This window comes from Ralstonia insidiosa (assembly GCF_008801405.1).
In the GTDB taxonomy this organism is placed as follows: Bacteria; Pseudomonadota; Gammaproteobacteria; order Burkholderiales; family Burkholderiaceae; genus Ralstonia; species Ralstonia insidiosa.
In genome coordinates this window covers 2,175,210-2,201,549 of sequence record NZ_VZPV01000001.1, presented here as the reverse complement: position 1 = coordinate 2,201,549, position 26,340 = coordinate 2,175,210, and the positions used below count along the sequence as shown (strand labels likewise).

Genomic DNA, 26,340 nt, shown 5'->3' with positions numbered 1-26,340 from the left:
GATCTTTCGTTCAGGAGGCGGCGATCGCTTCGAATTCCTTGTCGTGCATCACCTCGGCCACAGAACGGCCCGTCCGCACGGCGGCCACCATGCCGTCCTGCCTGCGCGCGATACGTTCGCCCAGGTTGAGTACCTCTTCGATCCGCGTCGCCGGCACAAAGACGGTGCCGCAGCGGTCGGCGATCACATAGTCGTCTTCATTGACGGTCACGCCCGCCATCTGCACAGGCTTGCCCGAGTCGATCTGGATCACACGGTTGCGCGCGCTGATCATCGTGACGCCGCGCCCGTAGACCGGGTAACCGATCGACTCGCTTCCCTCGATATCTCGGCTCAGGCCGTCAATCACCGAGCCCCGGATCTGCTTTGCCGTGGCAGCGTTGGCCAGGATGTCACCCCAGCACGAAATGCCCTCCGCTCCACCCGCGATGACGAGGACGCGGTCATCCGTCTGCACCGCGTCAATGACCGGAGAAATCAAATGCACAGTGGGCTTGGCATCAGCCTTTGGACCGAGTTGGATGGTGCTGGCGCGGCCGACGATCTTGGGGCAGTCCCACAATGGGCGCAGCCCGTAAGTAGCGCCAGGCAGGCCAAGAAAATCGAGCGCATCGGACACCGTGTTGGTGTCAAGCGATGCAAGGCGATCGAGGAGGGAGGTCTGGGTCATCACGCGGGTCTCCGTTGCAAGTGAGACCATCGTCGTATCTGCGCACTGATATGTAAATTTTCTATTCAGTATCTGTCTGATACGATTTTAGGAGTAGAAGGATCTACCTTCTCCACTTGGAGATGCACAGAACATGGGCAACGCAATCGACTTCAGATTGATACGGCAGTTGTGGATGTTCCTCACCGTGGCCGAAGAGCAGCACTTTGGGCGGGCGGCGAAGCGCCTAAACATGTCGCAGCCGCCTCTGACCGAACAGATCAAGGTGCTGGAGCAGTCGCTCAAGCTGCAACTGTTTCATCGTTCACGACGCGGCACACAACTCAGCCCGGCAGGCGCGGCCATACTGCCCGCCGTTCGCCAGTTCGCCACGCAGGTCGAACGTCTGGAGCGCGTCGTACGCGAGGTCGCTGCTGGCCAGTCCGGCGTGTTGCACGTCGGAGCTATCACCTCGGCCATGCTGGAAACGGTGCCGCCCCTCCTGAACGAGCTCAAGCGTGCGCATTCGAACCTGACGGTATTCGTTCGGGAGATCGACAGCGTCGAGGCCATTCCTGCATTGGAAGCGGGAGAACTTGATCTCGCCTTCGTTCGGCTGGATGGCGAAGTTGGCAGCGGCATCGCAACGATGCCGCTAGCCGAAGACCGTCTGGCCGTGGCATTGCCGAGGGAACATCCGCTGGCGAGGTTGCCGCGGGTTCGGCTGCGGTCGCTTGCCGATGAACAACTGGTGATGTCTTCTCGGCAGGTCAGCCCGGTCTACTTCGATATGCTGACCTCCGTCTGCCGCTCGCATGGTTTGACGCCCCGAGTTATGCACGAAGTGCGCTCCGTGACTTCACAGATCGCCTATGTCGGTTGTGGCCAGGGCGTGGCGCTTGTGCCCGCCTCGATGCGAAAACTGGCGCCGGAGAATGTTGTCATCCGACCGCTGAAGGAGAAAGTGATGGTGGTGACGGCCGCCGCCGTCTGGAATAAGAACCGCTACCATCCTATGGTCGATGAAGCAGTCTTATGGCTAAAGCAACGATAAGGGGAGTGACGGGCTAGCCGAGGGGCCATCACGCGGCGGAAACTCTCCACGCCTATGCCCGCCGTCCGGACGCTAGGCAACCACCTGCTCGCCGTCTCGGTCGAATCGAACGTATTCACGTCGTCCATCAGGATAGCGCTTCTCAATGACACCAGCAGGCGTATCCTTCGCAACGCAGTAGATCGGCTGCCCCCTGGCGAAATGGCTGCGCGCAGCAGCACCATCGTCGCGGCTCAATATAGCGACAAACACGGCCTCCTCAACAGGATCCATGTGGTCTAGCGGCGTTGATTGCTTCATAGATGTCCCTGAAAACCTTCGCTGTGCTCGAAACATTATCGGATATTCATCGCCGTCCGGGCGAATCTTGCATCGCTACCGATTGCACGTTAGCTATCCGCAATGCACTTTCACAGCCGTTGCGAAAGGGATAAGGAAACCAAGCAGCTTCCGATTGCACGTTAACTATGAGGCACTTTTCTACGAAAGAGCGCCCTATAGAGCACAATAGCCATGTTTCCCAAAGGTTGGAGAGCCTCATTTAGGCTAGCGACCGTCCGGTACGTCTGCACCTGAATAAGCAGACCAGTGGTGGGCCTATCCGTACTCCCGGTCGACCTCACCAGCTTTGTCCAAGCCGGTCACTGATGTAATCGATCTGTGGCGATTGCGGATCGCAGCAGCATCTGTGTTGCAGTGGCTCAAGGACAGGCAGTGCCGGCATGACGGATATTCCATACAGGTGTGGGGCGGCCGCACATGTAGCCCACAAAATCTCGGATTCCGCAGACGTAACGAGTTGAGAGCGGAAGAGGTACCCCCGGGCAAGACAACGCCGTGCGCGTAGCACCATCATGGCGTAAGTCGCAATGATTACGGCCCTGGATGCTCCGGGGCGAAGCGCACCGCCCACCACGGCGGGCAACAATGCAGTGCGCACCAATCTCACTCCGTCTAGTGGCATCGACATATCAAGCACGTTCAAACTCTCAAACGCGGAACGCAGTAGAAGTAGGGCGAGCTGGTCGTCGCGCCACCCCGCAAGAGACATGGAACGATCTCCCTCAAAATGAAGGCGTCCGTCGGTGTGCCTGTGTAGTTGGCCCGGGGAAATTGAGCATAGAAGCCGCCTCAGTGTTGAAAGGTAGATCTGCGTTGCGGCGTAGCCTGACATATACCCATGGTGCGAAGGCGCCACCTGCCGCAATGTTGCTCTTGACTGCCAAACCTGAAATACCACCGGCGGATAAAGAGTCGACATACATCCCTCGGGATACGGGACCAACGCTTGAACTGCGCTTTTCAGAATCACACGCCTGTCTTCGCCTTCCTCTCCACCCACGTCGATCGCGGCAGCCTCATGGAGCCAAATAAGCCTGCGATGTGCGGAGTCCAACCAAGCACGAAACGGAGCGAATGCGCGCTCTACAGCGCCTCGTTGAGAATAAAACTCGAGCAGCTCGTTTTGGCGTAGCGGCACGCCGGCAAAGGGATGACCGCAAACGCCGCAACAACCCGGGCGCTTGAAAATCGAGCCGGTCAGCCCGTACGGCCCCAAAGACGCGGCACACACCTGGCAGGCCTGTTCCAGCGGACATCCATGAAACGGACATACTTGCATCGCAGCAAGCTGAAACCATATTGCATGAAAGCCGCCCTGCATACATAGCGGGCAATACCGCAACTGCGGAGCCCACAGAACCTTATGTAGGCGCCAGATTGGTCCATCCAAGGAGGCCTCGGCGGGAATCCAATCCCATCCAAATTTGCGCGCGACTCGCTCATAGTCGATCCAGTTCGTTCGGTAAAAATCAAGCTTGCGGGTGTGAGAGCCACGCTTTGTGACGAGCTTCCGGGCACTTTCCACTCCAAGTCCGTTCAACGCCGACAAGCGTAGGACAATGCTTAACGTAGACTCAGCCTTGAGGGGCGACCAATAAGAGCCGCTCCATGCTTGATCAGCCACGGGCATCACCTTTGTCCGGGCAAGACCAATGCAGCGCTGACAGACGAGACTGAAAGATGACGAGTGGTCTTTCTGATGCGTTTAAATCGAAGCGGTAGCTCATGGCATGATCTCCATTGATTCTTCGTCATCATCGCCATCTTGGTTGACCTTGGACCGTGACGCCCCGCCGAAACCCGCCTCCCTCACTGCGTCAATCCACACATGCAGATTGTTCCAGCGCCCTCCTCTCGCTTCCTGGTCCGCGCTACGAACGAGATAGCAACGCAGGGCGGAAAATAGAACATCCGCCGAAACCTCGGTAGTGTCGGTGCAGCGTTTTATCAAACCGCATTTTCGCAGCGCCTCGGCAAATGCGGCGGCCTCTTTTGCGAGTCTCCAACCGCGCCTCCAGCGAGCCGGAGTAAAAAATTCTGACCAGGAAACGTCCAGTGGATCGAGCCGCTTATCGTCGACGCAGGAAAAAATCCCCTGGACCTCGTCATCTAACCGTATGCCACGGAACGTACGTTGGACACCGAAGAACCTCTTAACTAAGTCTTGTCGTTCGTTCAACAAGGTCAGGCGTCTTCCTAGATCTGGCTCCTGGCCCACCGAAATCGTAACGAGGCGAACGCCATTGCAAAAAAGGTTATTGAAGATGTCCTTGAGGAACTGGAGCTCGTGCAATCGTATGTTCTGCACTTCGTCCAGAATCAGCACAATGCGGTCACTTCGCGCCAGGAGCGCTCTTTCAATCAATGCATGCTCGATATTTGCACGCATGGAATATGAGGCACCTGTAGTGCCTCCACGAACAACAGCTGACCACTGCGCCAGGAACTCCCGCGAGAATGTCTGGCTCGTGTTGGTGCAGTTGAAGACATAGACAGGCAGGTCAGGGAACTCGGCTGCTAGGTACCGGCAGGTCATGGCGATGGCTGTGGATTTTCCGAATCGCTGATGGCCAGCGATACAACAACTATCTCCGCCCGCAACCAAGCGAAACTTGATGTGAGCGTAGAACTCCTTGACCGGTGGTGTCTCGAGCAAGGGACGGCTCAGTAGCGGGTGAGACCACAGCAACTGGGCACGCTCCAGCTCGCTAGCGGACGGCCCGGCTGCAATTTGAGCGTCGCGCCTCATGGCTAGTCGAGCTTTGGTACCGAGCGCAAGCCCAATGGGTCCAGCTGGGATGCATCGTCGTTGCTTGATGTTGCACCTTGAACAACATGCCCAGAATCTGGGGCTGCAGACTGGACACTCTCGCGGTTCGCCCGGTCTTTCCTCGACTTTCCATGCGCCAAGAGCGTTAGGGCAATCTTGGCTCTACCGCGCCGGTTCTTGCGCGTGAAAATCTGCTGGCATTTGTCCCGTTCCCACTGCGCCACTGGGTCGGTGGTTGTTTGCTGCTGGGCAACCGTGAACCCCCGATTGATCAATCTCCTTCTTCGCCATGAGATAGCGGTCTTCGCCCATCCACCTATCGCTCGAATAAGACCCAGATCTCGCCTTGTGTCACACAACACTGCCCGACCAAACCGCGCATCGCGTCGATTGATATAGACCCAAACCGAGCGGCCGACCAAATGCTCTGCAAACTGGTCGCATACGTATCGACAACGATCCACCTTGACATACGGACGCTCGCGCAACTTTTGCCCACCGCGGATAACACGCCGCTCTACATGATCGAGCAAACGGTTGTGCTTCTGGGTTGCCTTAGGCAGTTGCTGTATGAAGCAACCTACATCTGGCTGGGAAAGCGCGGCTTGTAGTGCAGCGACGCGACTGGACTGCTGATGCCGCTCACTCGGAGCGAGATTGAATTTCGCAATCGCACCGTAAATAACATCTAATATCTCATCAAAATTGACCTCTAGGTCGACGGCTTTTGCCTCAGGTGCCCTACGCCTCTTGTCAGCGGGCCCTGTGCCATACGTGCTTGGCAAACGTGATAGTCCCAACCCATCAAGTTGACCGATGATGCGTTCAATGACATCACGGACCCACCATCGATATGCAGGGCCGAACTGAACGGAGCAACCGACTGTGTCGATCAAGTTATTGACAACATCGTGGGCCTTGTTACACCAACCGTTGTCAAGGCGAAGCATGGAGAAACCATGCCAAGCCAATTCGGGGAAGAAGTGCCGGAGGAGAAATTTTCCTTCGGCGGTGTAGCGGAGATGATCTCGATATAACTCGTCGTTGGACGGGTCAATCGCGCTGACAATAGCTTCCAGAGCAGCATCCGCTGATGGCGAAACCTCAAACTCGACACTGACGCCGACCACGGCTTGCAGGTCCTCATCACCAACGATCCCCAGGTACCATCGATAAACCGGGACCCGAAGGACCTCCCCCTTCGAATTCCGTAGTCGCAGGACACACGCTGCTCCAGCGACCTGATAGTCCATCTGAAGGATGGATAACGGCCGAAGAGCCTGTATCAACGGACTGCGCGAAGAACGCCCGTGTTGCTGGGGTGGAGAATTGGCAAGCAGTTGTTTTACGTAGGTGCGCAAGGCTTGATAGGCCCGATCTCTTCGGCAGAATGGCCAATCCCGATCTGTTAGTCCATGCCCACGCAACTTCGCAAGGAACGCTTCACGCAGATCTACCCACCTATCGATGGGCGTAACCTTGCGTCTGGGGGCTGAAATAACTCGCTCATCTAGCCAGTCCTTCACCTCCGGCAGGCGCCTCAATAATTGGGACAATGCGCCCGCACAACCTCTGGATTTCAGCGACAAGTTGGGATTAACCGGCGCCTCTCTACGATACCGATGAATTCGAAAATTTGGCAGCAAACCAAAAAAGCCGTACAGGCGTCCGGCTTCGTCAGCAGTTAAACATCGATTCAGTAAGACTCGAACTCGCCGCAGCGTTACTCCGCACTGGGCCTCAATCTGCTGACAAGGCACATTACCCAAATACAGAAGGATGGCCTCTTTTCGCTTTTGGTATGCCTGGCGCTTTGGGTCCGGCATGCCGTTCAAGTCTGGTTCTGGCCAATTGTTCGTATTGATCTCAGTGGACTGGAGCGCTCTGGGACGCCCTCGTCGGGAAACTCTCTCCATGGTGTTCGAGCTGACTACGGGCCCCTTAGCTTGCGGCGCGGTTGCCGGCCTACCCTGCATGATCACGTGGTCCGGCAATTCGACAGGACCAATCTCGTGGCCTCGCCAGGTGATGATGGTCGAAGGAGAAATCAGCTCGCTGTTCAGCTTGGCATGTGCCAACCCACCATGTAGAAGCCGTGCGATGGCAGCCAACACGAGTCCTTGATCCTCAGAGGAGCACAGTAGCTCGCCCAGCGTCACGCTGGTGTGTAAATCGAGAAGGTTTTGAATTTGGAAGGTCTGCGGGGAAACATCGAGCCCCCGTGCACAAGTGATCCAGCGGCAAAGCGTTAACCAGTTATCAAACTTCACTTGCCAGCCGGGATAATCACCCAGATAGATCACACGATAAAGTCCCGCCGTCGCCCACTCGGGATCCCTTTCCGCAGTGGTAGGGCGCTGCTCTGCAACGACTTTGCACCACTCCGATCTACCGTCGGCGTATTGGATCTGGGCGGTGACATCGGTACACGGAATGCAGGCGCTCTCAATCAGGTCTGTCAATCCGTCATGGTCGACAACGTAACCGGCCACATTGGTGTCGGGCTCCAGGAAGGCACATGCAAATATGAATGTGGCGTCTCCTTGAATAACTGAACGTCCCGCCTTTGGGAGATCGACAACGTAGATGTTTGTGTTGTTTCTACCGCGCGCAGCCACTGCAGGCCAAACCGACACTCTGTCCTGGGCGCGGTAAAACAATTGGGTTACGGCGTCTCGTCCGCTCATGTCGCATCCTTATTTATTAGGCGCGCGCGAGACAAATACCTTCCTTGACTTCTGCCGCTCTGCGGACAAAAATCAACACGTACGGTTCGCCCCGTGCCCATCGAGTTTCGAAGCAGGAAGATCTGCTGGTACAGGTTTTCCTGCGTTCAATCGCGGTCAGTCGTCTGTGTGCTGGCTAGCTCTCCTTCTTGACATTGGCATACGGCATGCCATCCGTCGGTGTCGCTGTTCGTGCGGAAACAACCCTTCAATGTGCACAAACGAGGCGTTACTCGCTCGCGTGCAATTCTTCGTGTAATAACACGTTCGTGAGAATCTGCAAGACCAAGCTTTAATTTAGTCGGGCTATTCAGATTTCCCAATACCAAAACCTGGCTTTTGGTATTCAAAAACGCCATAAATAGTGTTTTTTAAGCGTTTTCCCGCTGGAAAGGGACGGAAGGGAAAGGGTGAGTCGCTGCCATCAGCAACGCGAAGTGCGTTCATCTGTATATGTCGCCAGACGTTTGGGAGGAACTGTTGCCTCTCACATCAGTTCGGCGTGCGCACGTACATTTGGGCCTTCGATTGCGTCGCCGAAAATGCCCCAGTTCCAATAGGTGTCAACATTGCGTTGAAGTCTTGTGCGACATGCTGTCGTCAGTCACATTTTTGAATGCAATACTCGTCCAAATTGAGGCCAGCAGCCTTAAAAATCAGAGCGTTAGCTTCAACCAATAGAACCTAACTTTGCGTCAGAGCGCTCCGGCACTGTCTCCACACGCTTCGGCACGCCCGTCACGATCGTCGCAACTGCGATGGCCAGCACCACGGCCGCGCCAACAAACACGCCGACCGCACCGTTCGCGTCAAACACGACGCCGCCGGCCGCCGCACCAGTTGCAATAGCGAGCTGCACGGCCGCGACGATCAGGCCGCCCGCGCTTTCGGCTTCATCGGGCACGGTACGCGTGACCCACGTTGACCACGCCACCGGCACGCCGCCGAACGCCATGCCCCACAACGCGATCAGCACGGCGTCGGGGACCGGCGCACGGCCCAGTGCCACGAGCGCAATGCCAAGCACAACCATCAATGCGGGCATCCCAATCAACATGGGTCGCAGCCTGTGCTCAAGCACGCGGCCTGCGAGCGACGTGCCGACAAAGTTGGCGACGCCATAGCCCAGCAAGATCGCCGATAGCCCGTTCACGCCAACACCCGCAACCTGTTCAAGGAACGGTCGCAGATACGTAAAGAACGCGAAATGGCCCGTGAATACGAGGATCGTCGCGAACATCCCGATGCCAACGGTCGGACGGCGCAGCACGTCGATCAGCGTGCGCAGCCGCGTCGTGCCGCTCGGCGCCATGGACGGCAGCGTTGCAATCTGCGATACGAGCGCGATGCCGCCCAGCCCGGCGGCGGCCAGGAACACGTTGCGCCAGCCGATCAGGTGGCCGAAATAGCTGCCAAGCGGCGCTGCCGCAATGGTTGCGACGGCCACGCCGCTGAAGATGATCGACAGCGCGCGCGGCACCATCGCAGCCGGTACGAGCCGCATGGCGGTGGCCGTTGCCATCGTCCAGAAGCCGCCCAGTGCGATGCCGAGCACCACCCGGCCGATCAGGATCGTCGTCAGGTTGGTCGCAAACGCCACGGCGAGGTTGGACACGATCAGCAGCACCGAGAACGCGAGCAGCACACGCCGCCGGTCGATCGTGCGTGTGGCAGCTGCGGTCAACAGGCTCGTGACGAGCGCGACGGTCGCGGTGGCCGTCACAGCCTGCCCGGCGACGCCTTCGGTCACGCCAAGGCTTTCTGCCATGGGCGTGAGCAGGCTTGCGGGCAGAAATTCGGCCGTGACAAGCCCGAACACGCCAAGTGCCATCGCAAAGACCGCACCCCAGGCGGGTTCACGGGGGGCCGCAATGGAAGCGGCTGTTGAGATTCCGGGATTCATGCGTCGTTCCGTTTCAGGAAGGATCAGGGAAAGTACCAATAAGAGCGCATGGTAGGGCCCGCCGGTCGGATGGTCTATGTCATACAATCCGGTCTTATTGATCAATCGTCCGGATTCGCAATGCCGACTCCCCTGCCTTCTGCCCTGCCCGACGTGCACGACCTCGTCAGCGAGCTGCTGTTGGGCATGCGCCTGAGTGGTGTCCAATACCGTCGCATCCACGTTGCGCGGCCGTTTGGGCTGAGCTTTGGCGATGCGCCCGGCCGGGCGCAGTTCCATTTCATTGGGCGTGGGCCCGTGCTGTTGCGTGACGCAGCGGGGGCGACGATGCGGCTTGAGGCAGGCGATGCGATCCTGTTGCCGCGCGGCAGCACGCATGCGCTGATGTCCGATGCGGATGCGCCGTGCCGCGAGATCGGCGGTTTCGAAGCTGCGAAAATCTGCGACACGGTGGCGTCGGTCGGTGCCGGTACGGAATCCACCCCGGGTGATGCACTGATCTTCAGCGCGTGCATGGAGCTGGATCTGGGCGGCATGCAGCCGCTTGTGGGCACGATGCCGGAGTTCATGCACGTCGGCACCCTGCTTGCGCGTTACCCCGAAATCCGCCCGATGCTCGACGCGATGGAGCGTGAATCGTGTTCGGAGCGCGCGGGTTTCGCGGGCATCCTCGCGCGGCTCGCCGATGTGGTGGCCGCGTTTATCGTGCGCGGCTGGGTCGAGTGCGGCTGCGGTGATGCCACCGGCTGGGTGCAGGCGCTGCGTGAGCCAAAACTCGGCCGCGCGATCGTCGCGCTGCATCGTGATCCGGGCCGCAACTGGAGCGTCGCAGAACTGGCTGCGGAAGCCGGCGTATCGCGTTCTGTCTTTGCCGAGCGCTTTCTTGCGGCGACTGGCATGACGCCCGTGCGCTATCTGACCGAGCTGCGGATGCGGCTCGCCGCACAGTGGATCACGCGTGACCGTGAGGCGATCGAAGCCGTCGCGTATCGGCTTGGCTATGGGTCGCTGGCCGCGTTCAGTCGCGCGTTCAAGCGGGTGGTCGGGCAGTCACCTGGTGCAATGCGGGCGGAAGTCGAGGCATGATATGCACGCAGTTCAGCGTGGCCGATACGTCTGCGCAAAAATGCCGGTTCTCCTTGCTGATTTCCGTCCAGACATGCGTCATCAGGTCTGCGGATCAGTAGGGATAATTTAAGCCGACAATGCTGCGACAACCTGCGCACAGTGCGCCGATACACTAGCGCAGTGCTTCAGGACCGCGGATCTGCGTGCAGCTTCTCAAGTACGGTTTGCTTGAACACCTGGAGCAAGGTGGTGGACAGCCACTCCTCTAGCGCTGTCTCCTATATGTGGGTTCGCATTCATCTCGTTGTGACCATGCCAAGCGTGATGCCGGCCAGAATCAACGCTATCGCCATGATCTTTGCTACTGACAAAGGCTCCCCCAGCAGCAAATGCCCTCCCGCAATGACCATCACAAACGTGATACCCATATACACCGGAAACGCAATGGTCAAAGGAAGCTTCGTGACCACAAGGAGCCACGCCACCGAGGCGGCAAACGCTGCTGCATATGCCGAAAGTATCAGTGGATCGGCAAACATTGCAGCAAGCTTGTCGGCGATATTTGGCTGCGCCGGTAATGATGCAGCGCGCCACTTGACCATAAGCTGGCTATAAGCAACAAGCAACGCAACTGGAAGAATGAGCAAATAGGTGAGCATGTCGCTGTTACGCTAAGCACGCCGATGCAAGGATCCCCACAATTCGTTCCTGCTGGGATTGAGTTAGCCCGATCCAAAGTGGCAGACGAACCAGTCGATCAGACTGGCGATTGGTGACGCCCAGGTCTCCGTGAGCTCGTCCATAGCGCTGACCACCTGGCGACGAGTGCAGCGGAACATAATGGAAAACAGACTGCACGCCGTTCGCCTTCAGTGTGGCGAGCACGGCCGGCCGATCAATGTCGGAAGCGAGAAGAACGTAGTACATGTGGGCGTTATGCCCACAGTATTCAGGAATAAACGGCCGGCGCAGTATGCCCTTATCTTCGAGTGGAGCAAGCAACTCATGGTAGTGTCGCCACGCATCGAGTCTAAAATGCAAAATATTCTCCGAGCGCTCCAACTGTGCCCAAAGAAATGCGGCTATCAATTCGCCGGGTAGGAATGATGATCCCACTTCTTGCCAAGTGTATTTATCGATTTCCCCACGAAAGAATTGACTGCGGTCGGTGCCTTTCTCGCGGATGATTTCGGCTCGTGCGACATACGCAGCGTCATTGACGAGCAACGCCCCTCCCTCCCCCGAGATGACGTTCTTCGTTTCATGAAAACTCAACGCACCAAATGTGCCAATGCTGCCAAGCTTGCGGCCCTTGTATGTAGATTCCACGCCTTGTGCCGCGTCTTCAACGACGGCAAGCTCATAGCGACTAGCAACCTCTTGGATGGCATCCATCTCACAAGAAACACCAGCATAGTGCACCGGCGCAATCGCGCGCGTGCGCGGTGTGATCGCCGCCTCGACCAATGTCTCGTCAAGGTTCAGCGTGTCTTCGCGTATATCGACAAACACGGGGACTCCGCCTCGCAACACAAATGCATTTGCGGTTGATACAAACGTGTACGACGGCATGATGACCTCGTCGCCCGGCTTGATATCAAGAAGCAGCGCGGCCATCTCCAACGCTGCTGTGCAGGAGTGTGTGAGCAACGCCTTTCGAGCCCCTGTCTGAGCTTCCAGCCATTGATGGCACCGTTTTGTGAAAGGGCCATCACCAGCCAGGCGATGCCCCTGATTGGCTTCAGCAATGTACTGAAGCTCCTTACCTGTCATGTAAGGACGATTAAATTCAATGGTGTCGTTGCTGCTCATGGTTTGTTCGGCATACTGCTGGCGAATTTTTTGTCGATGCCATCGCCGTCGTTTTCGCAGATGACGTGGCAATGGGTATAGGGAATCCAACGCTTGTGGCGCACAGTTGCATGGACGTGACCGAACGCTCCGCGCGCGATAGCCGCGTAACCTTCTCGCGTTCGTACGTTTTGTCCACGATCGCTTTTCACCAGCCAGCGTGACACCAAGTTCTGGTCATCGCTCAGGCATGGGTCCAGCGTTACCAGTCGGCCACCCGGCGCCAAGCGCGTCGATACCATACGCATCAGCTCAGTAGCCATCTCGTCACCAAGGTGATGGAGTAGTCCAATTGCAATGACTCGATCAAAGCGGGGCAACCTGCTGAGATCGTCAGACGTCAATAATTTGCACGCAAACTTGGCATGCCTGTCAGCAAAACGAGCACGCGCCCTCTGGATGTATAGCTCGCTGATGTCGAACCCGTAGTACTCAACATGGGGTAGATGCGCCAGAATGTCGGCCGGACCACAGCCTATGTCTAGCACGCGCATCCCTTCGCGCGGGCGTAGAAAGTCCCTCACATAGAGGTCACGATCCTTGGTCGCCCCCATGAACTGCTGGAATGCTGAATAAACCATGGGGTGCGACAAGACAGCGCGTACACCACTAGTGATTTGAGTCATCAACCTTGCCCCTGGATGCGTTGTGCGCTATGGCCTCGCCTCGCGCTCGGCGCGGACGGATAGTCCGCCAACTTCCTCCAGAAGGGTTCGTCGAACAAGCTTGCTGGAAATGATAGGCCCGGATTGAAGCAACTTTCCCGATTGCGCACGTAGGCGTTCTTGATACCGCCAGTGTGATCGGTCGACGCTAAGATGAACGTCCTGAGCGCCTCCAGCAGGGTGAGGCAACCGTTCCGAAAAACTGTATCCGCCAAGGATGCAACAGTATCGTGCGGCTCAGTCGGAATAACAGCCTGTACGATCGGCTTACCGGCATCGACAGCCTCATCAACATGATGCGCGGTCACACCGATGAATTTCACTCCATCGGCCAACGCCAATTCCACTGGTCGCATACCAATCACACCACCGTATGCCGGCAACAGAGAATAGTGCAGATTCACCAGCCGTCCGCGATAAGCGGCAACCACCGGGGCAGCAAGGATCTTATGGACGTTAGTGACGACAACATCTGCGGTAGCTTCGCCCAGGGCGTCCAGCACTTCCTGCTGTTCCTGCGCGCGGAAATCCAGCACGCGAGTACTTATACGATGCTCGCGTGCGAACTGGTTGGCCAAGCATTCTCGATCAGTCAAGACAGCGCAGATCATGGCGTCGGGCAATGTCCGTTGCTCGATGGCCTGCGCGATGAAGCGGAGGTTGCCTCCACCTCCAGAACAGAGGAAAGCGATTCGTAGCGTCATGATTCGCGTCGATAGACTTGCCTTACGATCGTATAGGGGCGCCGCTTCGTCTCTGAGAATATTTTCGACAGATAGATGCCGATCACTCCCACGCACGACATCAACATGCCACCAATCAGCCAGATTGACGCCATAACGGAAGTCCAACCCGTTGGCGGTCGGTTGAAGAAAAGCCAATGTACGAGTAACCAAAAAACGTACAGCACTGCCAGAAGGGAAATGCCGAGTCCGAGATAAAAGATACCGATGAGCGGCGTGTTACTAAACGAGGTAATCGAATTGACGAATAGCGACACCTTTCGGCGAAAGGTATACGTCGACTCGGCATTGCTAAGCTTGCGTACCATCTGGGCAACTTGGTCATATCCGGTAATATGCCAGAGGCCGGCCATGAACACCTCGCGCTCTTGATGTTGCAACAGTGCCTCGACATATCTGCGGGTCATCAGCCGCGCTGTCACGATATTTGCGGGTAATGAAATATCGCTCAGTGTGTTAAACAGCGACCAGAAACACTGGCCAGAAACGCGCTCGAACCAGCCCCCCTTTCGTTGTTGTTGAACGCCATAGACCACATCGCATTGCTTCTCCTCCATCGTGTCTGCGAACTCCGTCAGCCACTCCGGTGATTCCTCCAAATCACAATCAATCAGAAACACCAAATCACCACTGGCATGTGCTAGGCCCGTCATCATGGCCTTGTGGTGCCCGAAGTTGCGGGACAGATCGACCACGACAACATGCTCATCCTGCCCTGCAAGCTCAACAGCCAGCTCAAGGCTTTGGTCAGGCGAACCATCATTGACCATAACGATCTCATAGTCTTCAAGCGCGAATGTTCCTGCAGTTGCTCTTGCACGCTCATAGAATTGGCTCAAATAGGCATGTGACCGATAAAGGGTGGTGACAATCGAGAGTTTCACGGTCGCGAACAATTCATGTAGAGGGGCGCATCAGCGCCACAATTGAACAAAAGATCGAGCACCGATACCTCATGTACGAATGCCCCCCAAAGCTGGGGATACATGGGATAAGGGCCGTAGTGCATCCACTGCAACTCGATGCCCGACGCCAGAAATAGGGATTCGTCGAGATAGCCACGCGCCGACGGTCCTGATACATAGACTTCGGCGTCCGCTTGCCTGCATAAGCTAACAAGTCGATCTGTCTTACCATCAACAAGCGAGTAATCCCAAGAATTTCGGATCACGGTTTGAATGCCGAGATGCGTGCAGATTGCCTCAATCAACCTGCGATTGAAAGATGACAGATCTGGGCATTTATTATCAAGATAGAGGGGGGCTAGCCATTCGGCGGTGCTATCAAAGCATGCTGCCGCACGATAGTTTAGCGACAGAGTCCTCCAATGTTGCTCGGCCCAAGAGGTATTGGGCAACTGGACATCACGGATGCGCCTTCGAATGTCACTGCCGACAGGAATGCTTAGCCATTGAGTGCCTGTCGGAGTCTTGATGCGATTGCGATTTCTCCAGTCGTTCTTTGTGAATTGCATGTCGTCATACAGAATAAACTCATCGACGGCAGCAATGATTTCAAAATAGCCCTTCCATGGAATGTAGTTGGACTGCAGGATAGCGACCTTCTTCGCCACAGGTTTCGCATCAGCCATCGCGATCGCCGGTGAGGTTCCACTGCGGATATGGGGGGGAGTGGGTGGCTTGGGCGACTGTTGTCAGATTGAACATAATCAAGAGCCCCAGCGCAAAACACCACAGCGGAAATGTTCGCTCCGATACAACTAGGCCCGCAAAATTCACCATAACCCAAACTGCAACAGGACCAATCAAGATCGCATCGTAGAGATACGGATGAATTGAAACGGCCTGTGGCCAAAACAGCAACGTCAACGCATAGACCGCAAACAGATTGATGACGAATACCGATTTGCCGTTGCTAACCGCAGACTGCACTACTCCCCGCATGGCTAGCCATTGCACCACAACAAGCGCCACCGGTATGACGACCAAATGAAATGGGCGACGGACCTGTGGGAATAGCACAGAGTTGAGTGCATTGCTGAATCCCCTTGTATCGCCATCTAGCCCAGCGCGAAAGACCCATGAGCTGTTCATGCTATTGAAGCCAAGCAGCTTTAGCACGAGCACCGGTTCAAGATAGAGAACGGTCGATAGTGCTGCGAGCAGCACTGGCGCTGCCCAAGTCCGGGTGCCGAGTCGGAAGTCACGCCCCAAAAATTGCACCGAGAGGCCGATAGCAAACAACACGCCCGCTATCGGCATAACCAATGTTGTCACAGTTGCCCAGAACCAAAAGCCACCACCTTTCGCACTATTTTTCCATGTGAAGTAGCTGAGCATGATCAACGCGGGCATCAAGAAAATGAACCCGTTATCGACATTGAACTTGCCTACCGCAATCCAGTATGTTGGCAACGTGGCGATGTAGCAGAATCCAAGGCCGAGAACTATGAGCTTGGTTACAGACAAATCGTCGAGACATCGATAGACGACGTACCCGGTGGCAAGAGCCATGGCAAGCATGGCCAGCCAAGCACTCGTCAAGCGCATGGTCAACATGGGAAAACGATGCTGAAAGTGATTCAATGCATCCATGAACCACAAGTAGACCGTTGGATGATTGGCGTACGCCGTCCTTGCGGCGAAGCCATCTTGAGATAGAAAAACTAGGAAACCGTGCTCTCGAACTGACTGACTATGCCAGACAGGGAAAGTGAAGTCGCGCAGTCGCTCCGGATTCTTGTCAACCGCTGCGGCAATTTCGCCAAAGCCGAGCAGATGCACCGCCAGCATGCTCAGTATCACGATGAGAGCAACTCCGATCAGGAAGACACTCAAACGAACATGGCTCTTACTTGTGTTTTGCATTGTGATATTCGCGGCCCGGCGTCAGGTTTTGCGCGCAACCATGTCAGGCCGACAGCCGGCGTGCGGCAACAAAATCCGAGATTCTAGTGACTTTACCGCTGTTGCGGGGGGCTTTATGACCCTCGCAGTCACGTCGCGCTCAACGCGTGTGACCTCGCGAACGCACCACCACTCCCCCTTGTTCATGCTGCTGCCACAGATCTAGATAGATCAGCTATGTCGCTCGATGATGCCACTTACGCAGGGCGGAGTTGATCGCTTTCTGCATCGCCTTAGCGTCACATGACCACCTCCTCGCCTCATTGAGGGCCCTGGGTTCACCGCACAACTGGTCGCTCAGACAAATCGGGGCTTTGTGGATGCTTTGGTGGCCTTGCTTCTCTAGCACCTTGGTTTGACGCTCAGCGGTGCCGGTACCGTTGCGCAGCATGCCGAATCTCCTTGCTGAACTCGGCACAGGCATGCGTCATCAGATCGGCCGATCGATAGACCATGTAGACGCTGAAGTCCGGCAGTTCGTCTTCCATCGGCAGGATCTCCAGCGCGCCCGGAATCGTGCGCAGCGGCCCCAGCGAGTTGGCGAAGACGAAATCCGACCACATGCTCACCAGGTCTGTCTTCGTGGCCAATTGCAGGCCGAGCAGGTTGGAGCCGCTCTGCACGATCCGGCGCGGAATCTCCAACCGGTGTAGCCGCATCAGGCTCGCCATCGGGCTACCAGGGTCATCGAGGGGATCGAGCACCAGCCAATCCGCATCCAGGAGTGAGCGCAGCTTGCGCGTCTTCCGCAGCGGATGGCCGGGTCGCACCGCCAGGCGCATCGGCACGGAGAACAACGGCTCCCACTGAAAGCTGCTCGTGCCGGGCCCGCTGTTGGTGGAGATCAGCCCCAGATCGAGCCGCCCTTCGCGCAGCCCTTCCAGAATCTGCTGCGAGCGCTGCTCGACACCGCGCAACGCCACGTTGGGAAAGCGCGTGCGGAATGCCGCCATGGCATCCGGCAATGGCCCGCTGGAGGCTACGGCGGTAAAGCCGATGTTGAGTTCGGCCTCTGCATGGCCGCGAATGGATTCGATATCTTCCAGCGCGTGACGCAGTTCCTGCTCGACCACGCTGGCGCGCTTGACCACCGCCACCCCGTACGCCGTCAGGCTCACGCCGCGCACCGAGCGCGACAGCAGCGTGACGCCAAGCTCCCGCTCCAATTCGGCAATCGCCTTGGATAACGCCGGCTGAGAGATATGCAGGCCGCGCGAGGCCTCGTGGATGCTGCCGTGCTGGGCGACCGCCAGCAGGATGCGCAACTGGTGCAGCTTCACCTTGCTTCTCCTCCTCGTTGCACACCCTTCTGTGTGCCTGCCGCGTCACGCTTTCACGGGCTTTCCCTGATAGCGGATACATGCCGGTTATGACGGTGATTCTATTTGGTTATCGGGATGAATATTTGCGATTTTTTCTGCGCGCGCGTTCCCGGAATACTGCAAACGCCCAAGGACTCGCAGAAGCCCTTCCCCAACTCGCGGATGGAGACCCCCCATGAACGACGCCACCCTGCAGCCGGCCTTGCCCGCCTCGGCCATTGCTGCACCTAAGCCCACCAGCCAGGCGCGGTTGATTGCTGCATGCTCGATCGGCAATGCGCTGGAGATGTACGACTTCACGGTCTACAGCTTCTTCGCGTTGATGATCGGCAAGCTGTTCTTCCCGTCGGATAGCGCCTATGGCTCGCTGCTGCTGGCGGTGGCGACGTTCGGCATCGGCTTTGTGATGCGGCCGCTGGGCGGCTTCGTGATCGGCAACTATGCTGACCGCCGCGGGCGCAAGGCCGCCATGACATTGACGATCGGTCTGATGGTGATCGGCACGCTGTGCCTGGCAGTCGCGCCGACGTACGCCACCGCAGGCCTGTTTGGCCCGCTGGTGATTCTGGCGGGGCGTCTGCTGCAAGGCTTTTCGCTGGGCGGTGAGATTGGTGCATCGACCGCCATGCTGATGGAGTCCGGCGGTATCAAGGGGCGTGGTTTTCGCGTGAGCTGGCAGTTGGGTAGCCAGGGCATCGCTGCCCTGTGTGGCGCGCTCACCGCCGCCATTCTGTACGGCAGCCTGTCGCCGGAAGCGCTGCAGAGCTGGGGTTGGCGCGTGCCGTTTTTCCTGGGCCTGCTGATTGCGCCTGTCGGTCTCTATATCCGATCCCACCTGGACGAAACCCATACGGCCGAAACGCACGCGCCTAGCCCGCTCGGCATGCTGTTCCGCGAGCACGGCGGGCTGGTGGTCAAGGGCGTTCTCACTATCATCGGTGGCACGGTGGGCACGTATCTGGTGATCTATTTCATGCCGACCTACATGATCCGCGAGCTGCATCTGCCGGCGTCGCTGTCGTTGCTCGCGGGTTGCGTGACCGGGCTGACCAGCTTTGGCGCTTCGCTGCTTTCCGGCTGGCTGGCAGACCGTCTGCCGCGCCGCAAGCCGCTGGTGGTGGGCGCAACGCTGGTCACTGTGGTGCTGCTCTATCCAGCCTTCTGGCTGATGACGCACTACCCGAGCGTGCCGCTGGTGCTGGCGCTCTCGGCGCTGCTGACCGGCACCCTGTACCTGGGCACCACGCCGATGCTACTCATGATGATGGAGTTGCTGCCCATCAAGGTGCGCGCCAGCGGCTTGTCGGTCATCTACGCCATTGGCGTGACGGTGTTTGGCGGCTCGTGCCAGTTTGTTGTGACCTGGCTGCTGGCTCGCACCGGCAATCCGCTCTCCCCTGCTTTCTACATGATGGCGTGCAGCGCCATCACGCTATTGACCGTGCTGAGCCTGCGCGAAGCGCGCGAGTCTCACTAACAACCCATTCCCCTTCCAGCAAGGAGCCCCCACATGACCAAAGCGCCTACGCTCACGCCCTTCCAACTGCTGCCGCATCTGCTGCCCCCCATCCATATCGACGCAGAAACCTTCGTCAACATCCGCCGCCAGATCCACGCCCAGCCCGAACTGGGTTTCGAGGTGGGCGGCACGAGCATGCTGGTGGCCGATCTGCTGAAAAGCTGGGGCTACGAGGTGCACACCGGCATCGGTAAAAGCGGCGTGGTGGGCCAGTTGAAGCTCGGTAATGGCACTCGCAAGCTCGGCATCCGTGCCGACATGGATGCACTGCCCATCATCGAAGCCACCGGCCTGCCCTATGCCAGCCGCAACCACGGCAAGATGCACGCCTGCGGCCATGACGGGCACACCGCCATCCTGCTGGCGGCAGCCAAGGCACTGGCCGACAGCCGCAACTTTGATGGCACGCTCAACCTGATCTTCCAGCCCGATGAGGAAAACCTGTGCGGCGCACTCGCCATGATCGAAGACGGATTGTTCGAGCGCTTTCCGTGCGATGCCGTGTTCGCGCTGCACAACATGCCGGGCGTGGCGGCGGGCAGCTTCCGCGTCTTGCCGGGGCCGGTCAGTCTGTCTTCCGATGTGGCGGACGTCACCATCAAGGGCGTGGGCGGACACGGCGCGATGCCGCATCGTGCGAGCGATCCAATCGTGGCGTCTGCGGCCATCATCACGGCGCTGCAGACCGTGGTGGCACGCAATGTGGCGCCGGATGACACCGCTGTGGTGTCGGTCGGTTTCATTCGTGGCGGCATGACGCACAACGTGATTCCCGAATCGGTGACGATCGGCGTCAACGTGCGCGCAGCGCGGCCGGAAACGCGCGCCATGGTAGAGAAGCGCATTCGTGAGATCGTCAGCCTGACCGCGCAAGCGCATGGCGTGGAAGCACAGATCGACTACCGTCAGCTCACGCCGCCGATGGTCAATACCTTGGCAGAAACCCAGTTTGCGCAACAGGTTTGCACTGAACTGGTCGGCGCGGAGAACGTCGTCACACAGGCGCCCAAGGGACTCAACGGCAGCGAAGACTTCGCCTGGATGCTCAATCAGGTGCCCGGCTGCTACCTGATTCTTGGCAACGGCGAAGGCGAGTTTGGCGGCTGCATGGTCCACAACCCCGGTTACGATTTCAACGATCAGGTGTTGCCGCTGGGCGCAGCCTGCTGGGTGCGGCTGGCGCAAACCTACCTGACCGCCTAACCCTCTGAGTGCAGAAGAGAACCATGCAAAACGTCGCCCTGTCCTCCGCAGCAACACATTCGCCGACGCACCAGGAGATCGTGCAGTGGAGCGCGATCGAGCTGTCCAAGCGCATCCACGCGCGTGACGTTTCCTGCGTGGAAGTCATGGAAGCCTTCCTGGCACAGATCGATCGCCTTAACCCAACGGTCAACGCCGTGGTGGCTCGTGTGGACGCCGCGTGGGCGATCGATCAGGCGCGCGAGCGCGATGTGCTGCTGTCGCAAGGTCTGTCGGGCGGCTGGATGCATGGTTTTCCGCAGGCACCCAAGGATCTGACGGCTGTCTCCGGCATGGTGACGACGATGGGCAGCCGCGCGCTGGCGCGCAACGTGCCGGCGCGCGACAGCATCATGGCTGAGCGCCTGCGCCGGCAGGGCACGGTGTTCATCGGCAAGACCAATACGCCCGAGTTCGGCCTAGGCTCGCATACCTACAACCAGGTCTACGGCATCACGCGCAACGCGTGGGACCCGGCACGATCAGCCGGTGGCAGCAGCGGGGGTACGGCCGTCGCGGTCGCGCTGCAGATGCTGCCGGTGGCAGACGGCAGCGACATGATGGGCTCGCTGCGCAATCCCGCCGCGTGGAACAACATCTACGGCCTGCGCCCCAGCCTTGGCCGTGTGCCCTATGGCCCCACCGGCGACGTGTTCTTTCAGCAGTTGGGCACTGAAGGCCCGATGGCGCGTAACCCGCAAGACCTTGCCTGGCTGCTCGCCACCCAGGCGGGCTACGACCCGCGTGCACCGCTGTCGTTGCAAGACGATCCTGCCGGCTTCACACGCCCGCTGCATCGCGATTTCCGGCAGGCGCGCATTGGCTGGCTGGGCGACTTTGGCGGCTATCTGGCCGTTGAGCCGGAGGTGATGGCTGTCAACGAGCGCGCGCTGAGCACCTTCCGCAACCTGGGCTGCCAGGTTGAAGCGGTGCAGCCGTTCTTCCCGATGGATGCGCTGTGGGAATGCTGGTGCACGCTGCGCGCCATGATCGTGACCGGCAACCTTGGCCAGCTATACGCCAACGCAACCACGCGGGAGTTGCTCAAGCCCGAAGCGATCTGGGAAGTGGAGCAAGGCCATCGCCGTGGGTTGGTTGACATCAACCGCGCCACCACCACCCGCGCGAACTGGTATCAGGCGTTGCTGGCACAGTTTGCCGAGTACGACTTCCTGGTCCTGCCAAGCAGCCAGATCGCGCCGTTCCCGGCTGAGGAACATTGGCCCAAGACGGTTGCCGGTCGCGCGATGGATACGTATCACCGCTGGATGGAAGTCGTCATCGGCCCGACCCTCGCTGGTGTTCCAGCGGCAAGTTTGCCGTCGGGCTTCACAGCCGATGGTCTTCCGCTGGGTCTGCAGGTGATTGCGCCACCGCGCGCTGACTTTGCCTTGCTGCAGCTTGCTGCCGCATGGCACGAGGCATTTACGCCGGCGCACAGCACATCGCCCTTGCTGCGCTGATCGTCTGCAGAACGGACTACGCAGCAGCTTCCAGATCGGCAATCACTGCCGCCAGGAATCTTGCCGCTTCACCGCCGGTTACGACGCGGTGGTCAAACGTCAGGCTCAGCGGCAAGACACGGTGGACGGCAGGCGCGCCGCCGGCCGCAACCACCTGCTCGTGGATGTGCCCTGCGCCCAGAATCGCCACCGTGGGTGGCACAACGATCGGTGCGGCGTACTTGCCCGCGATCATGCCGAAGTTCGACAGCGTGATCGTGTTGCCGCGCAACTCTTCCGGTGGAATCTTGCGCGCCTTGATGTCCGCGCGCATGCGATCCAGCCCGGCACGCAGGTCGGCGGCATCCCGATGCGCGACGTTGCGCAGTACGGGCACGAACAGCCCGTCTGGCAGATCCACAGCGATACCCACGTCGATTTTTTCCAGCACGTGGCGCCGCCCGGCGTTGCCATCAAACCAGGCGTTCAAGCTGGGCACGGCGCGGCAGCCGGCCACCAGCGCGCGGATCAGGCGGATCGTCACATCCGTGCCCGGCGCCCAGGCGTGAATATCAGCATCGTCGATCACGGTGGCAGCAGCCACCTCGTTCTGCGCGCGAGCCATGTTCTGGGCCATCGCACGTCGCACGCCGCGTAGCACTTCGGGTGGGCCCAGGTCGGCAAACGTCTTGGCGGCGCGTTCGACATCGGCGGCGGTGATCACGCCATCCGGCCCTGATGGCGTGATCATCGAGAGGTCCACATCCAGCTTGCGCGCCAGCGCCCGGACAGCGGGCATCGCCTTGACGCCACCCGCACTAGCGCCTGCTGCGCCTCGGCCCAGCGCGGCGGGCGCTTCGTGCACCACGTGCTGCCCTGCGGGCATCTGGCCCACCACCGTGCCGGCATCAGCGTCCTGTCCACCTGCGTCTTCAAAAGCGACCAGCGCCGCACCAAGGTGCACGATGTCGCCGGGCTGGCCGAATAGCTTGGCAATGCGGCCCGATTGCGGCGACGGAATCTCCACGATCGCCTTGGCGGTCTCCACCGATACCAACGGCTGATCGGCCTGGATGGCATCGCCCACCTTGACGTGCCACTCCACGATCTCCGCCTCTTGCAGCCCCTCGCCGAGGTCCGGCAGTTTGAAGACGATCATTGTTCAGGCGCCCTCCAGCGTTTTCCAGACCGCCGCGAGAATGCGTTCCACGCTCGGCAGGTAATGGTGCTCGAGCCGGGGCAGCGGCATGACCACGTCGTAGCCCGTCACGCGCTGCACGGGGGCTAGCAGTGAATACAAGCCGTGCTCGGCAATGTTGGCGGCAATCTCCGCGCCCACCCCGGACGTACGCGCGGCCTCGTGCACGATCACGCAGCGGCCGGTCTTTGCCACGGATGCCAGGATCGAATCCATATCCAACGGCTTGAGCGTGGCCACGTCGATCACCTCGGCGGCGATGCCCTCTTCGGCAAGCTGGTCGGCAGCGGCCAGCGTTTCCTGCAAGGCACCGCCCCAGCTCACCAGCGTGACGTCGGTGCCGTCGCGCAGCACAAAGCAGGTATCCAGTGGCAGGGCTTGACCGTCGTCTTCCACCGGTTGTTTGAACACGCGATATAGCCGCGTCGGCTCAAAAAAGATCACCGGGTCCGGATCACGAATGGCTGCCAGCAGTAGCCCATACGCCCGCGCGGGAGACGACGGCACCACCACGCGCAACCCCGGCATATGCGTGAACAGCGCCTCAGGGCTTTCCGAGTGGTGCTCAGGCGCGTGGATGCCGCCGCCGCTGGGCGCGCGAATCACCATCGGGCACGACAGCCGTCCGCGCGTGCGATTACGCAACCGCGCGGCATGGTTGAGCACGTTGTCGATGGCCGGATAGATGAAACCGCTGAACTGGATCTCCACCACCGGTTTGAGACCCACCGCCGCCATGCCGATGGCCGCGCCGGCCAGCGCGGTTTCCGCCAGCGGGCTGTCGAGCACACGCTGCGTCCCGAAGCGTGCCTGCAAGCCCACCGTGGCACGGAACACCCCCCCATTGACGCCAATGTCTTCGCCCAGCAGCACAACGGACGGGTCGTGCTCCAGCGCATGCGCCAGCGCCAGGTTGACGGCCTCGACGAGGTTGACGTCAGCCATGTGCACCTCCGTTGGTGGCGAATGCCAGCGCCATCGCACGCTGCCACTCGAGTGCGCTCGGCAGGGTCGCGTACAGGTGGTCGAACATCGCATCCGGCCCCGGATGTTCGACAGCCATGTATTCGGCAACCGCCTCTTCCACCTGCGCATAGCAGGCGCGGCCGAGTTGGTCTTCCTGCGCCTTGTCCCACGCGTTCACGCTGGTCAGGTACTTGCGCAGTCGCAGAATGGGCTCGGCTTCCCAGGCTTGCTTGACGATGTCGGAATCGCGGTAGCGCGTGGCATCGTCGGCGGTGGTGTGGTCGCCCAGGCGGTAGGTCACGGCTTCAATGAGCGTGGGGCCGCCCCCTGCCCTGGCGCGGTCTAACGCTTCCTGCGCGGCTTGTCGCACCGCAATCACATCGTTGCCGTCGACCTGCAGGCCGGCAATCCCGGCGGCGATGGCCTTTTGCGCCAGCGTCTGCGCAATGGTCTGGCGACTGCGCGGCACCGAGATCGCCCACTGGTTGTTGTTGATGAGGATCACCAGCGGCGCATTCCACACGCCCGCGAAGTTCATGCCTTCGTAGAAATCGCCCTTGGAGGTGCCACCGTCACCAATGATCGCGACCGCCACGCGGGGCTCGCCGCGCAATTGAAACGCGTAGGCCGCGCCCGCTGCGTGGCACACCTGGGTGCCGATCGGTACGCAGTTCGGAAAATCATTGGGCACCCTGCTGAACGCGCTGCCGCGCTCGTCACCGCCCCAGTACAGCAGGCTCTCGGCCATCGTGACGCCGCGCAGCAATTGCGCGCTGTGGTCTCGATAGGACGGGAACAGCACGTCGTCCGGGTGCATGACGCTGGCGATGCCCACGCCAATCGCCTCCTGCCCCACGGAAGACGCAAACGTGCCGAGCTTGCCGGTGCGCTGCAGCGCAACCGCCTTGGTGTCGAATGCACGGGTGAGCACCATCGCGCGATACAGCGCGAGGAGCGTTTGCACATCCTGCGCAAACGCCGGGAGTGGCTGGACCGGCTTGCCCTCGCGATCCAGGACCTGCAGAAAATCGATCTGAAAGCTGCCGACCGTGGTCATGACTGCAGCCCCTTTGTTCTTTTGGTCTCCTTCCCACACTAGACGTTGGGCGACCGAAAACAAGCCCAGCCGTTTGGCTGAGACGCGGGAGCGTTTCCGCTTTTTGCGGTGCAGCGTGCTGCGTTCAGAACTCCACGTCCAGCTCGTCGATGTCTTCGGTCTCAAGCTGTGCGGCTTCCATCCACTCGCGCACGAACGGATGTTTGAGCACGGTCGCGCAGTACCCGGCGATATCGGGATCGAGCTTGACATCGTAGGTAAGAAAGCGCGTCACGACCGGGGCGTACATCGCATCGGCCATGCCGGGTGCCTTGCCGAACAGCCACGGGCCACCATAGCGCTGCAGGCATTCTCGCCAGATGGCGACGATGCGTTCGATATCGTCCTGCGCGCGCGACCAGACCCGGAAGTTGGGAAACTGTGCGCGCAGGTTCATCGGCAATGCAGAGCGTAGTGCGCTGAAACCGGAATGCATCTCGCCGCAGACGGCGCGGCAATGCGCGCGCGCCGCGCGGTCGGCCGGCAGCAGATGCGCTTGCGGACGGATCTCGTTGAGGTATTCGGCAATGGCAAGGGTGTCCCACACCTTGATGCCCTCGTGGTGGAGACACGGCACGAGAATCGACGGCGACAGCAGCAGCAACTCCGCACGCGCGGCGGCATCGTCGACCGGCACCACCACCGTTTCGAACTCGATGCCCGCCAGCCGGGCGAGCAGCCAGCCACGGAACGACCACGACGAATAGTTGCGGCTGCTGATGGTCAGCGTAGTGGTCGTCCGGCTCATGGCGGTCTCCGTGGGTGTCTGCCTGGGCGCGCTTCACCAAATCTGGACGTTCTGCACCGAAACGCCGCATGCGCACCATTGCGTGACGTGGCGCGCAGCCCGCGCAACGCGGGCCGTCGTCGCCTGGCGCGCGTTATGTCGCCCTGGATGGCGCGCCGTGCCTGGCGAT

24 protein-coding genes are annotated in these 26,340 nt (G+C 59.5%); 5 read left to right on the top strand and 19 right to left on the bottom strand.

Translation table 11 applies throughout. The annotated features are described in order from the left end of the window. Positions 1 to 10: 10 nt before the first annotated feature. Complete coding sequence (locus tag F7R11_RS10470; RefSeq protein WP_064803332.1) at positions 11 to 670, bottom strand: RraA family protein; 660 nt, start codon at positions 668 to 670, stop codon at positions 11 to 13. A 133-nt stretch (positions 671 to 803) separates the two neighbouring features. On the opposite strand from F7R11_RS10470, the gene F7R11_RS10465 reads away from it, so the two are divergent. Then, entirely contained in the window at positions 804 to 1,703 is a 900-nt protein-coding gene (locus F7R11_RS10465; protein WP_064803330.1) for a LysR substrate-binding domain-containing protein, read from the top strand. Positions 1,704 to 1,775: 72 nt separating this feature from the next. On the opposite strand, the gene F7R11_RS10460 is transcribed toward F7R11_RS10465, so the two are convergent. The 6 genes from F7R11_RS10460 to F7R11_RS10440 form a co-directional block, all read right to left on the bottom strand. Then, positions 1,776 to 2,003 carry a hypothetical protein gene (locus F7R11_RS10460; protein WP_082932817.1) on the bottom strand — a complete coding sequence of 76 codons (228 nt, stop codon included), beginning with the start codon at positions 2,001 to 2,003 and terminating at the stop codon, positions 1,776 to 1,778. Between the two features lie 319 nt (positions 2,004 to 2,322). Further along, positions 2,323 to 3,675 (bottom strand): TniQ family protein, encoded by a 1,353-nt coding sequence (locus F7R11_RS27515; protein ID WP_082932816.1) that lies wholly within the window; start codon positions 3,673 to 3,675, stop codon positions 2,323 to 2,325. A 93-nt stretch (positions 3,676 to 3,768) separates the two neighbouring features. Then, the gene (locus F7R11_RS10450; RefSeq protein ID WP_167317217.1) at positions 3,769 to 4,701 is read right to left on the bottom strand and encodes an ATP-binding protein; all 933 of its coding nucleotides are present in this window, start codon (positions 4,699 to 4,701) and stop codon (positions 3,769 to 3,771) included. 95 nt (positions 4,702 to 4,796) lie between these two features. Next, positions 4,797 to 7,502 (bottom strand): hypothetical protein, encoded by a 2,706-nt coding sequence (locus F7R11_RS10445; protein WP_151180524.1) that lies wholly within the window; start codon positions 7,500 to 7,502, stop codon positions 4,797 to 4,799. Between the two features lie 345 nt (positions 7,503 to 7,847). After that, positions 7,848 to 7,988: a hypothetical protein gene (locus F7R11_RS27010; protein ID WP_156669015.1), complete on the bottom strand. Its 141-nt coding sequence runs from the start codon at positions 7,986 to 7,988 to the stop codon at positions 7,848 to 7,850. 223 nt (positions 7,989 to 8,211) lie between these two features. Continuing rightward, positions 8,212 to 9,444, bottom strand: a complete 1,233-nt coding sequence (locus F7R11_RS10440; RefSeq protein ID WP_064803319.1) for an MFS transporter — start codon at positions 9,442 to 9,444, stop codon at positions 8,212 to 8,214. Positions 9,445 to 9,564: 120 nt separating this feature from the next. Here F7R11_RS10440 and F7R11_RS10435 point away from each other — a divergent pair, with 120 nt between their 5' ends. After that, positions 9,565 to 10,530, top strand: a complete 966-nt coding sequence (locus tag F7R11_RS10435; protein ID WP_064803317.1) for an AraC family transcriptional regulator — start codon at positions 9,565 to 9,567, stop codon at positions 10,528 to 10,530. Between the two features lie 278 nt (positions 10,531 to 10,808). On the opposite strand, the gene F7R11_RS10430 is transcribed toward F7R11_RS10435, so the two are convergent. The 8 genes from F7R11_RS10430 to F7R11_RS10395 all read right to left on the bottom strand — a co-directional run bounded on the left by F7R11_RS10430 (position 10,809) and on the right by F7R11_RS10395 (position 17,918). Beyond that, entirely contained in the window at positions 10,809 to 11,171 is a 363-nt protein-coding gene (locus F7R11_RS10430; RefSeq protein ID WP_064803315.1) for a DMT family transporter, read from the bottom strand. A 7-nt stretch (positions 11,172 to 11,178) separates the two neighbouring features. Then, positions 11,179 to 12,324, bottom strand: a complete 1,146-nt coding sequence (gene rffA, locus F7R11_RS10425; RefSeq protein ID WP_064803312.1) for a dTDP-4-amino-4,6-dideoxygalactose transaminase — start codon at positions 12,322 to 12,324, stop codon at positions 11,179 to 11,181. Further along, positions 12,321 to 12,989 (bottom strand): SAM-dependent methyltransferase, encoded by a 669-nt coding sequence (locus tag F7R11_RS10420; protein WP_064803310.1) that lies wholly within the window; start codon positions 12,987 to 12,989, stop codon positions 12,321 to 12,323. The genes rffA and F7R11_RS10420 overlap by 4 nt, the downstream gene beginning before the upstream one ends. Beyond that, on the bottom strand, positions 12,989 to 13,732 hold the full coding sequence (locus F7R11_RS10415; RefSeq protein WP_064803308.1) for a formyltransferase family protein: 744 nt from the start codon (positions 13,730 to 13,732) through the stop codon (positions 12,989 to 12,991). Before F7R11_RS10415 ends, F7R11_RS10420 begins: the two co-directional genes overlap by 1 nt. Then, the gene (locus F7R11_RS10410) at positions 13,729 to 14,655 is read right to left on the bottom strand and encodes a glycosyltransferase family 2 protein (RefSeq protein WP_064806300.1); all 927 of its coding nucleotides are present in this window, start codon (positions 14,653 to 14,655) and stop codon (positions 13,729 to 13,731) included. Before F7R11_RS10410 ends, F7R11_RS10415 begins: the two co-directional genes overlap by 4 nt. Next, positions 14,652 to 15,362, bottom strand: coding sequence for a WbqC family protein (locus F7R11_RS10405; RefSeq protein ID WP_064803306.1), 711 nt, complete (start codon positions 15,360 to 15,362; stop codon positions 14,652 to 14,654). The genes F7R11_RS10410 and F7R11_RS10405 overlap by 4 nt, the downstream gene beginning before the upstream one ends. After that, positions 15,355 to 16,599, bottom strand: coding sequence for a hypothetical protein (locus tag F7R11_RS10400; RefSeq protein ID WP_064803304.1), 1,245 nt, complete (start codon positions 16,597 to 16,599; stop codon positions 15,355 to 15,357). The genes F7R11_RS10405 and F7R11_RS10400 overlap by 8 nt, the downstream gene beginning before the upstream one ends. A gap of 401 nt (positions 16,600 to 17,000) precedes the next feature. Next, positions 17,001 to 17,918 carry a LysR family transcriptional regulator gene (locus F7R11_RS10395; protein ID WP_064803299.1) on the bottom strand — a complete coding sequence of 306 codons (918 nt, stop codon included), beginning with the start codon at positions 17,916 to 17,918 and terminating at the stop codon, positions 17,001 to 17,003. Between the two features lie 217 nt (positions 17,919 to 18,135). Between F7R11_RS10395 and F7R11_RS10390 the strand changes: the two genes are divergently transcribed. Genes F7R11_RS10390 through F7R11_RS10380 form a run of 3 tightly spaced genes read left to right on the top strand, consistent with a single transcriptional unit; the run spans position 18,136 to position 22,184 of the window. Next, complete coding sequence (locus F7R11_RS10390) at positions 18,136 to 19,437, top strand: MFS transporter (protein WP_064803297.1); 1,302 nt, start codon at positions 18,136 to 18,138, stop codon at positions 19,435 to 19,437. Between the two features lie 33 nt (positions 19,438 to 19,470). Beyond that, the gene (locus F7R11_RS10385; protein WP_064803295.1) at positions 19,471 to 20,682 is read left to right on the top strand and encodes a M20 aminoacylase family protein; all 1,212 of its coding nucleotides are present in this window, start codon (positions 19,471 to 19,473) and stop codon (positions 20,680 to 20,682) included. 23 nt (positions 20,683 to 20,705) lie between these two features. Beyond that, a complete protein-coding gene (locus F7R11_RS10380) occupies positions 20,706 to 22,184 on the top strand; it encodes an amidase (RefSeq protein ID WP_064803293.1) in 1,479 nt (492 codons plus the stop codon). Positions 22,185 to 22,200: 16 nt separating this feature from the next. On the opposite strand, the gene F7R11_RS10375 is transcribed toward F7R11_RS10380, so the two are convergent. The 4 genes from F7R11_RS10375 to F7R11_RS10360 all read right to left on the bottom strand — a co-directional run bounded on the left by F7R11_RS10375 (position 22,201) and on the right by F7R11_RS10360 (position 26,171). After that, positions 22,201 to 23,322 carry a dihydrolipoamide acetyltransferase family protein gene (locus F7R11_RS10375; RefSeq protein WP_064803290.1) on the bottom strand — a complete coding sequence of 374 codons (1,122 nt, stop codon included), beginning with the start codon at positions 23,320 to 23,322 and terminating at the stop codon, positions 22,201 to 22,203. A gap of 3 nt (positions 23,323 to 23,325) precedes the next feature. Beyond that, on the bottom strand, positions 23,326 to 24,306 hold the full coding sequence (locus tag F7R11_RS10370; protein ID WP_021194490.1) for an alpha-ketoacid dehydrogenase subunit beta: 981 nt from the start codon (positions 24,304 to 24,306) through the stop codon (positions 23,326 to 23,328). Then, the gene (pdhA, locus tag F7R11_RS10365; protein ID WP_064803288.1) at positions 24,299 to 25,384 is read right to left on the bottom strand and encodes a pyruvate dehydrogenase (acetyl-transferring) E1 component subunit alpha; all 1,086 of its coding nucleotides are present in this window, start codon (positions 25,382 to 25,384) and stop codon (positions 24,299 to 24,301) included. The genes F7R11_RS10370 and pdhA overlap by 8 nt, the downstream gene beginning before the upstream one ends. A gap of 124 nt (positions 25,385 to 25,508) precedes the next feature. Continuing rightward, complete coding sequence (locus F7R11_RS10360; RefSeq protein ID WP_021194492.1) at positions 25,509 to 26,171, bottom strand: glutathione S-transferase family protein; 663 nt, start codon at positions 26,169 to 26,171, stop codon at positions 25,509 to 25,511. Between the last annotated feature and the right edge of the window lie 169 nt (positions 26,172 to 26,340).

What these genes read in the sequence shown, in the direction of transcription:
- F7R11_RS10470 (WP_064803332.1), bottom strand. Translation starts at nt 670, where the DNA reads ATGACCCAGACCTCCCTCCTCGATCGCCTTGCATCGCTTGACACCAAC.
- F7R11_RS10465 (WP_064803330.1), top strand. Translation starts at nt 804, where the DNA reads ATGGGCAACGCAATCGACTTCAGATTGATACGGCAGTTGTGGATGTTC.
- F7R11_RS10460 (WP_082932817.1), bottom strand. Translation starts at nt 2,003, where the DNA reads ATGAAGCAATCAACGCCGCTAGACCACATGGATCCTGTTGAGGAGGCC.
- F7R11_RS27515 (WP_082932816.1), bottom strand. Translation starts at nt 3,675, where the DNA reads ATGCCCGTGGCTGATCAAGCATGGAGCGGCTCTTATTGGTCGCCCCTC.
- F7R11_RS10445 (WP_151180524.1), bottom strand. Translation starts at nt 7,502, where the DNA reads ATGAGCGGACGAGACGCCGTAACCCAATTGTTTTACCGCGCCCAGGAC.
- F7R11_RS27010 (WP_156669015.1), bottom strand. Translation starts at nt 7,988, where the DNA reads ATGAACGCACTTCGCGTTGCTGATGGCAGCGACTCACCCTTTCCCTTC.
- F7R11_RS10440 (WP_064803319.1), bottom strand. Translation starts at nt 9,444, where the DNA reads ATGAATCCCGGAATCTCAACAGCCGCTTCCATTGCGGCCCCCCGTGAA.
- F7R11_RS10435 (WP_064803317.1), top strand. Translation starts at nt 9,565, where the DNA reads ATGCCGACTCCCCTGCCTTCTGCCCTGCCCGACGTGCACGACCTCGTC.
- F7R11_RS10430 (WP_064803315.1), bottom strand. Translation starts at nt 11,171, where the DNA reads ATGCTCACCTATTTGCTCATTCTTCCAGTTGCGTTGCTTGTTGCTTAT.
- rffA (WP_064803312.1), bottom strand. Translation starts at nt 12,324, where the DNA reads ATGAGCAGCAACGACACCATTGAATTTAATCGTCCTTACATGACAGGT.
- F7R11_RS10420 (WP_064803310.1), bottom strand. Translation starts at nt 12,989, where the DNA reads ATGACTCAAATCACTAGTGGTGTACGCGCTGTCTTGTCGCACCCCATG.
- F7R11_RS10415 (WP_064803308.1), bottom strand. Translation starts at nt 13,732, where the DNA reads ATGACGCTACGAATCGCTTTCCTCTGTTCTGGAGGTGGAGGCAACCTC.
- F7R11_RS10405 (WP_064803306.1), bottom strand. Translation starts at nt 15,362, where the DNA reads ATGGCTGATGCGAAACCTGTGGCGAAGAAGGTCGCTATCCTGCAGTCC.
- F7R11_RS10400 (WP_064803304.1), bottom strand. Translation starts at nt 16,599, where the DNA reads ATGCAAAACACAAGTAAGAGCCATGTTCGTTTGAGTGTCTTCCTGATC.
- F7R11_RS10390 (WP_064803297.1), top strand. Translation starts at nt 18,136, where the DNA reads ATGAACGACGCCACCCTGCAGCCGGCCTTGCCCGCCTCGGCCATTGCT.
- F7R11_RS10385 (WP_064803295.1), top strand. Translation starts at nt 19,471, where the DNA reads ATGACCAAAGCGCCTACGCTCACGCCCTTCCAACTGCTGCCGCATCTG.
- F7R11_RS10380 (WP_064803293.1), top strand. Translation starts at nt 20,706, where the DNA reads ATGCAAAACGTCGCCCTGTCCTCCGCAGCAACACATTCGCCGACGCAC.
- F7R11_RS10375 (WP_064803290.1), bottom strand. Translation starts at nt 23,322, where the DNA reads ATGATCGTCTTCAAACTGCCGGACCTCGGCGAGGGGCTGCAAGAGGCG.
- F7R11_RS10370 (WP_021194490.1), bottom strand. Translation starts at nt 24,306, where the DNA reads ATGGCTGACGTCAACCTCGTCGAGGCCGTCAACCTGGCGCTGGCGCAT.
- pdhA (WP_064803288.1), bottom strand. Translation starts at nt 25,384, where the DNA reads ATGACCACGGTCGGCAGCTTTCAGATCGATTTTCTGCAGGTCCTGGAT.
- F7R11_RS10360 (WP_021194492.1), bottom strand. Translation starts at nt 26,171, where the DNA reads ATGAGCCGGACGACCACTACGCTGACCATCAGCAGCCGCAACTATTCG.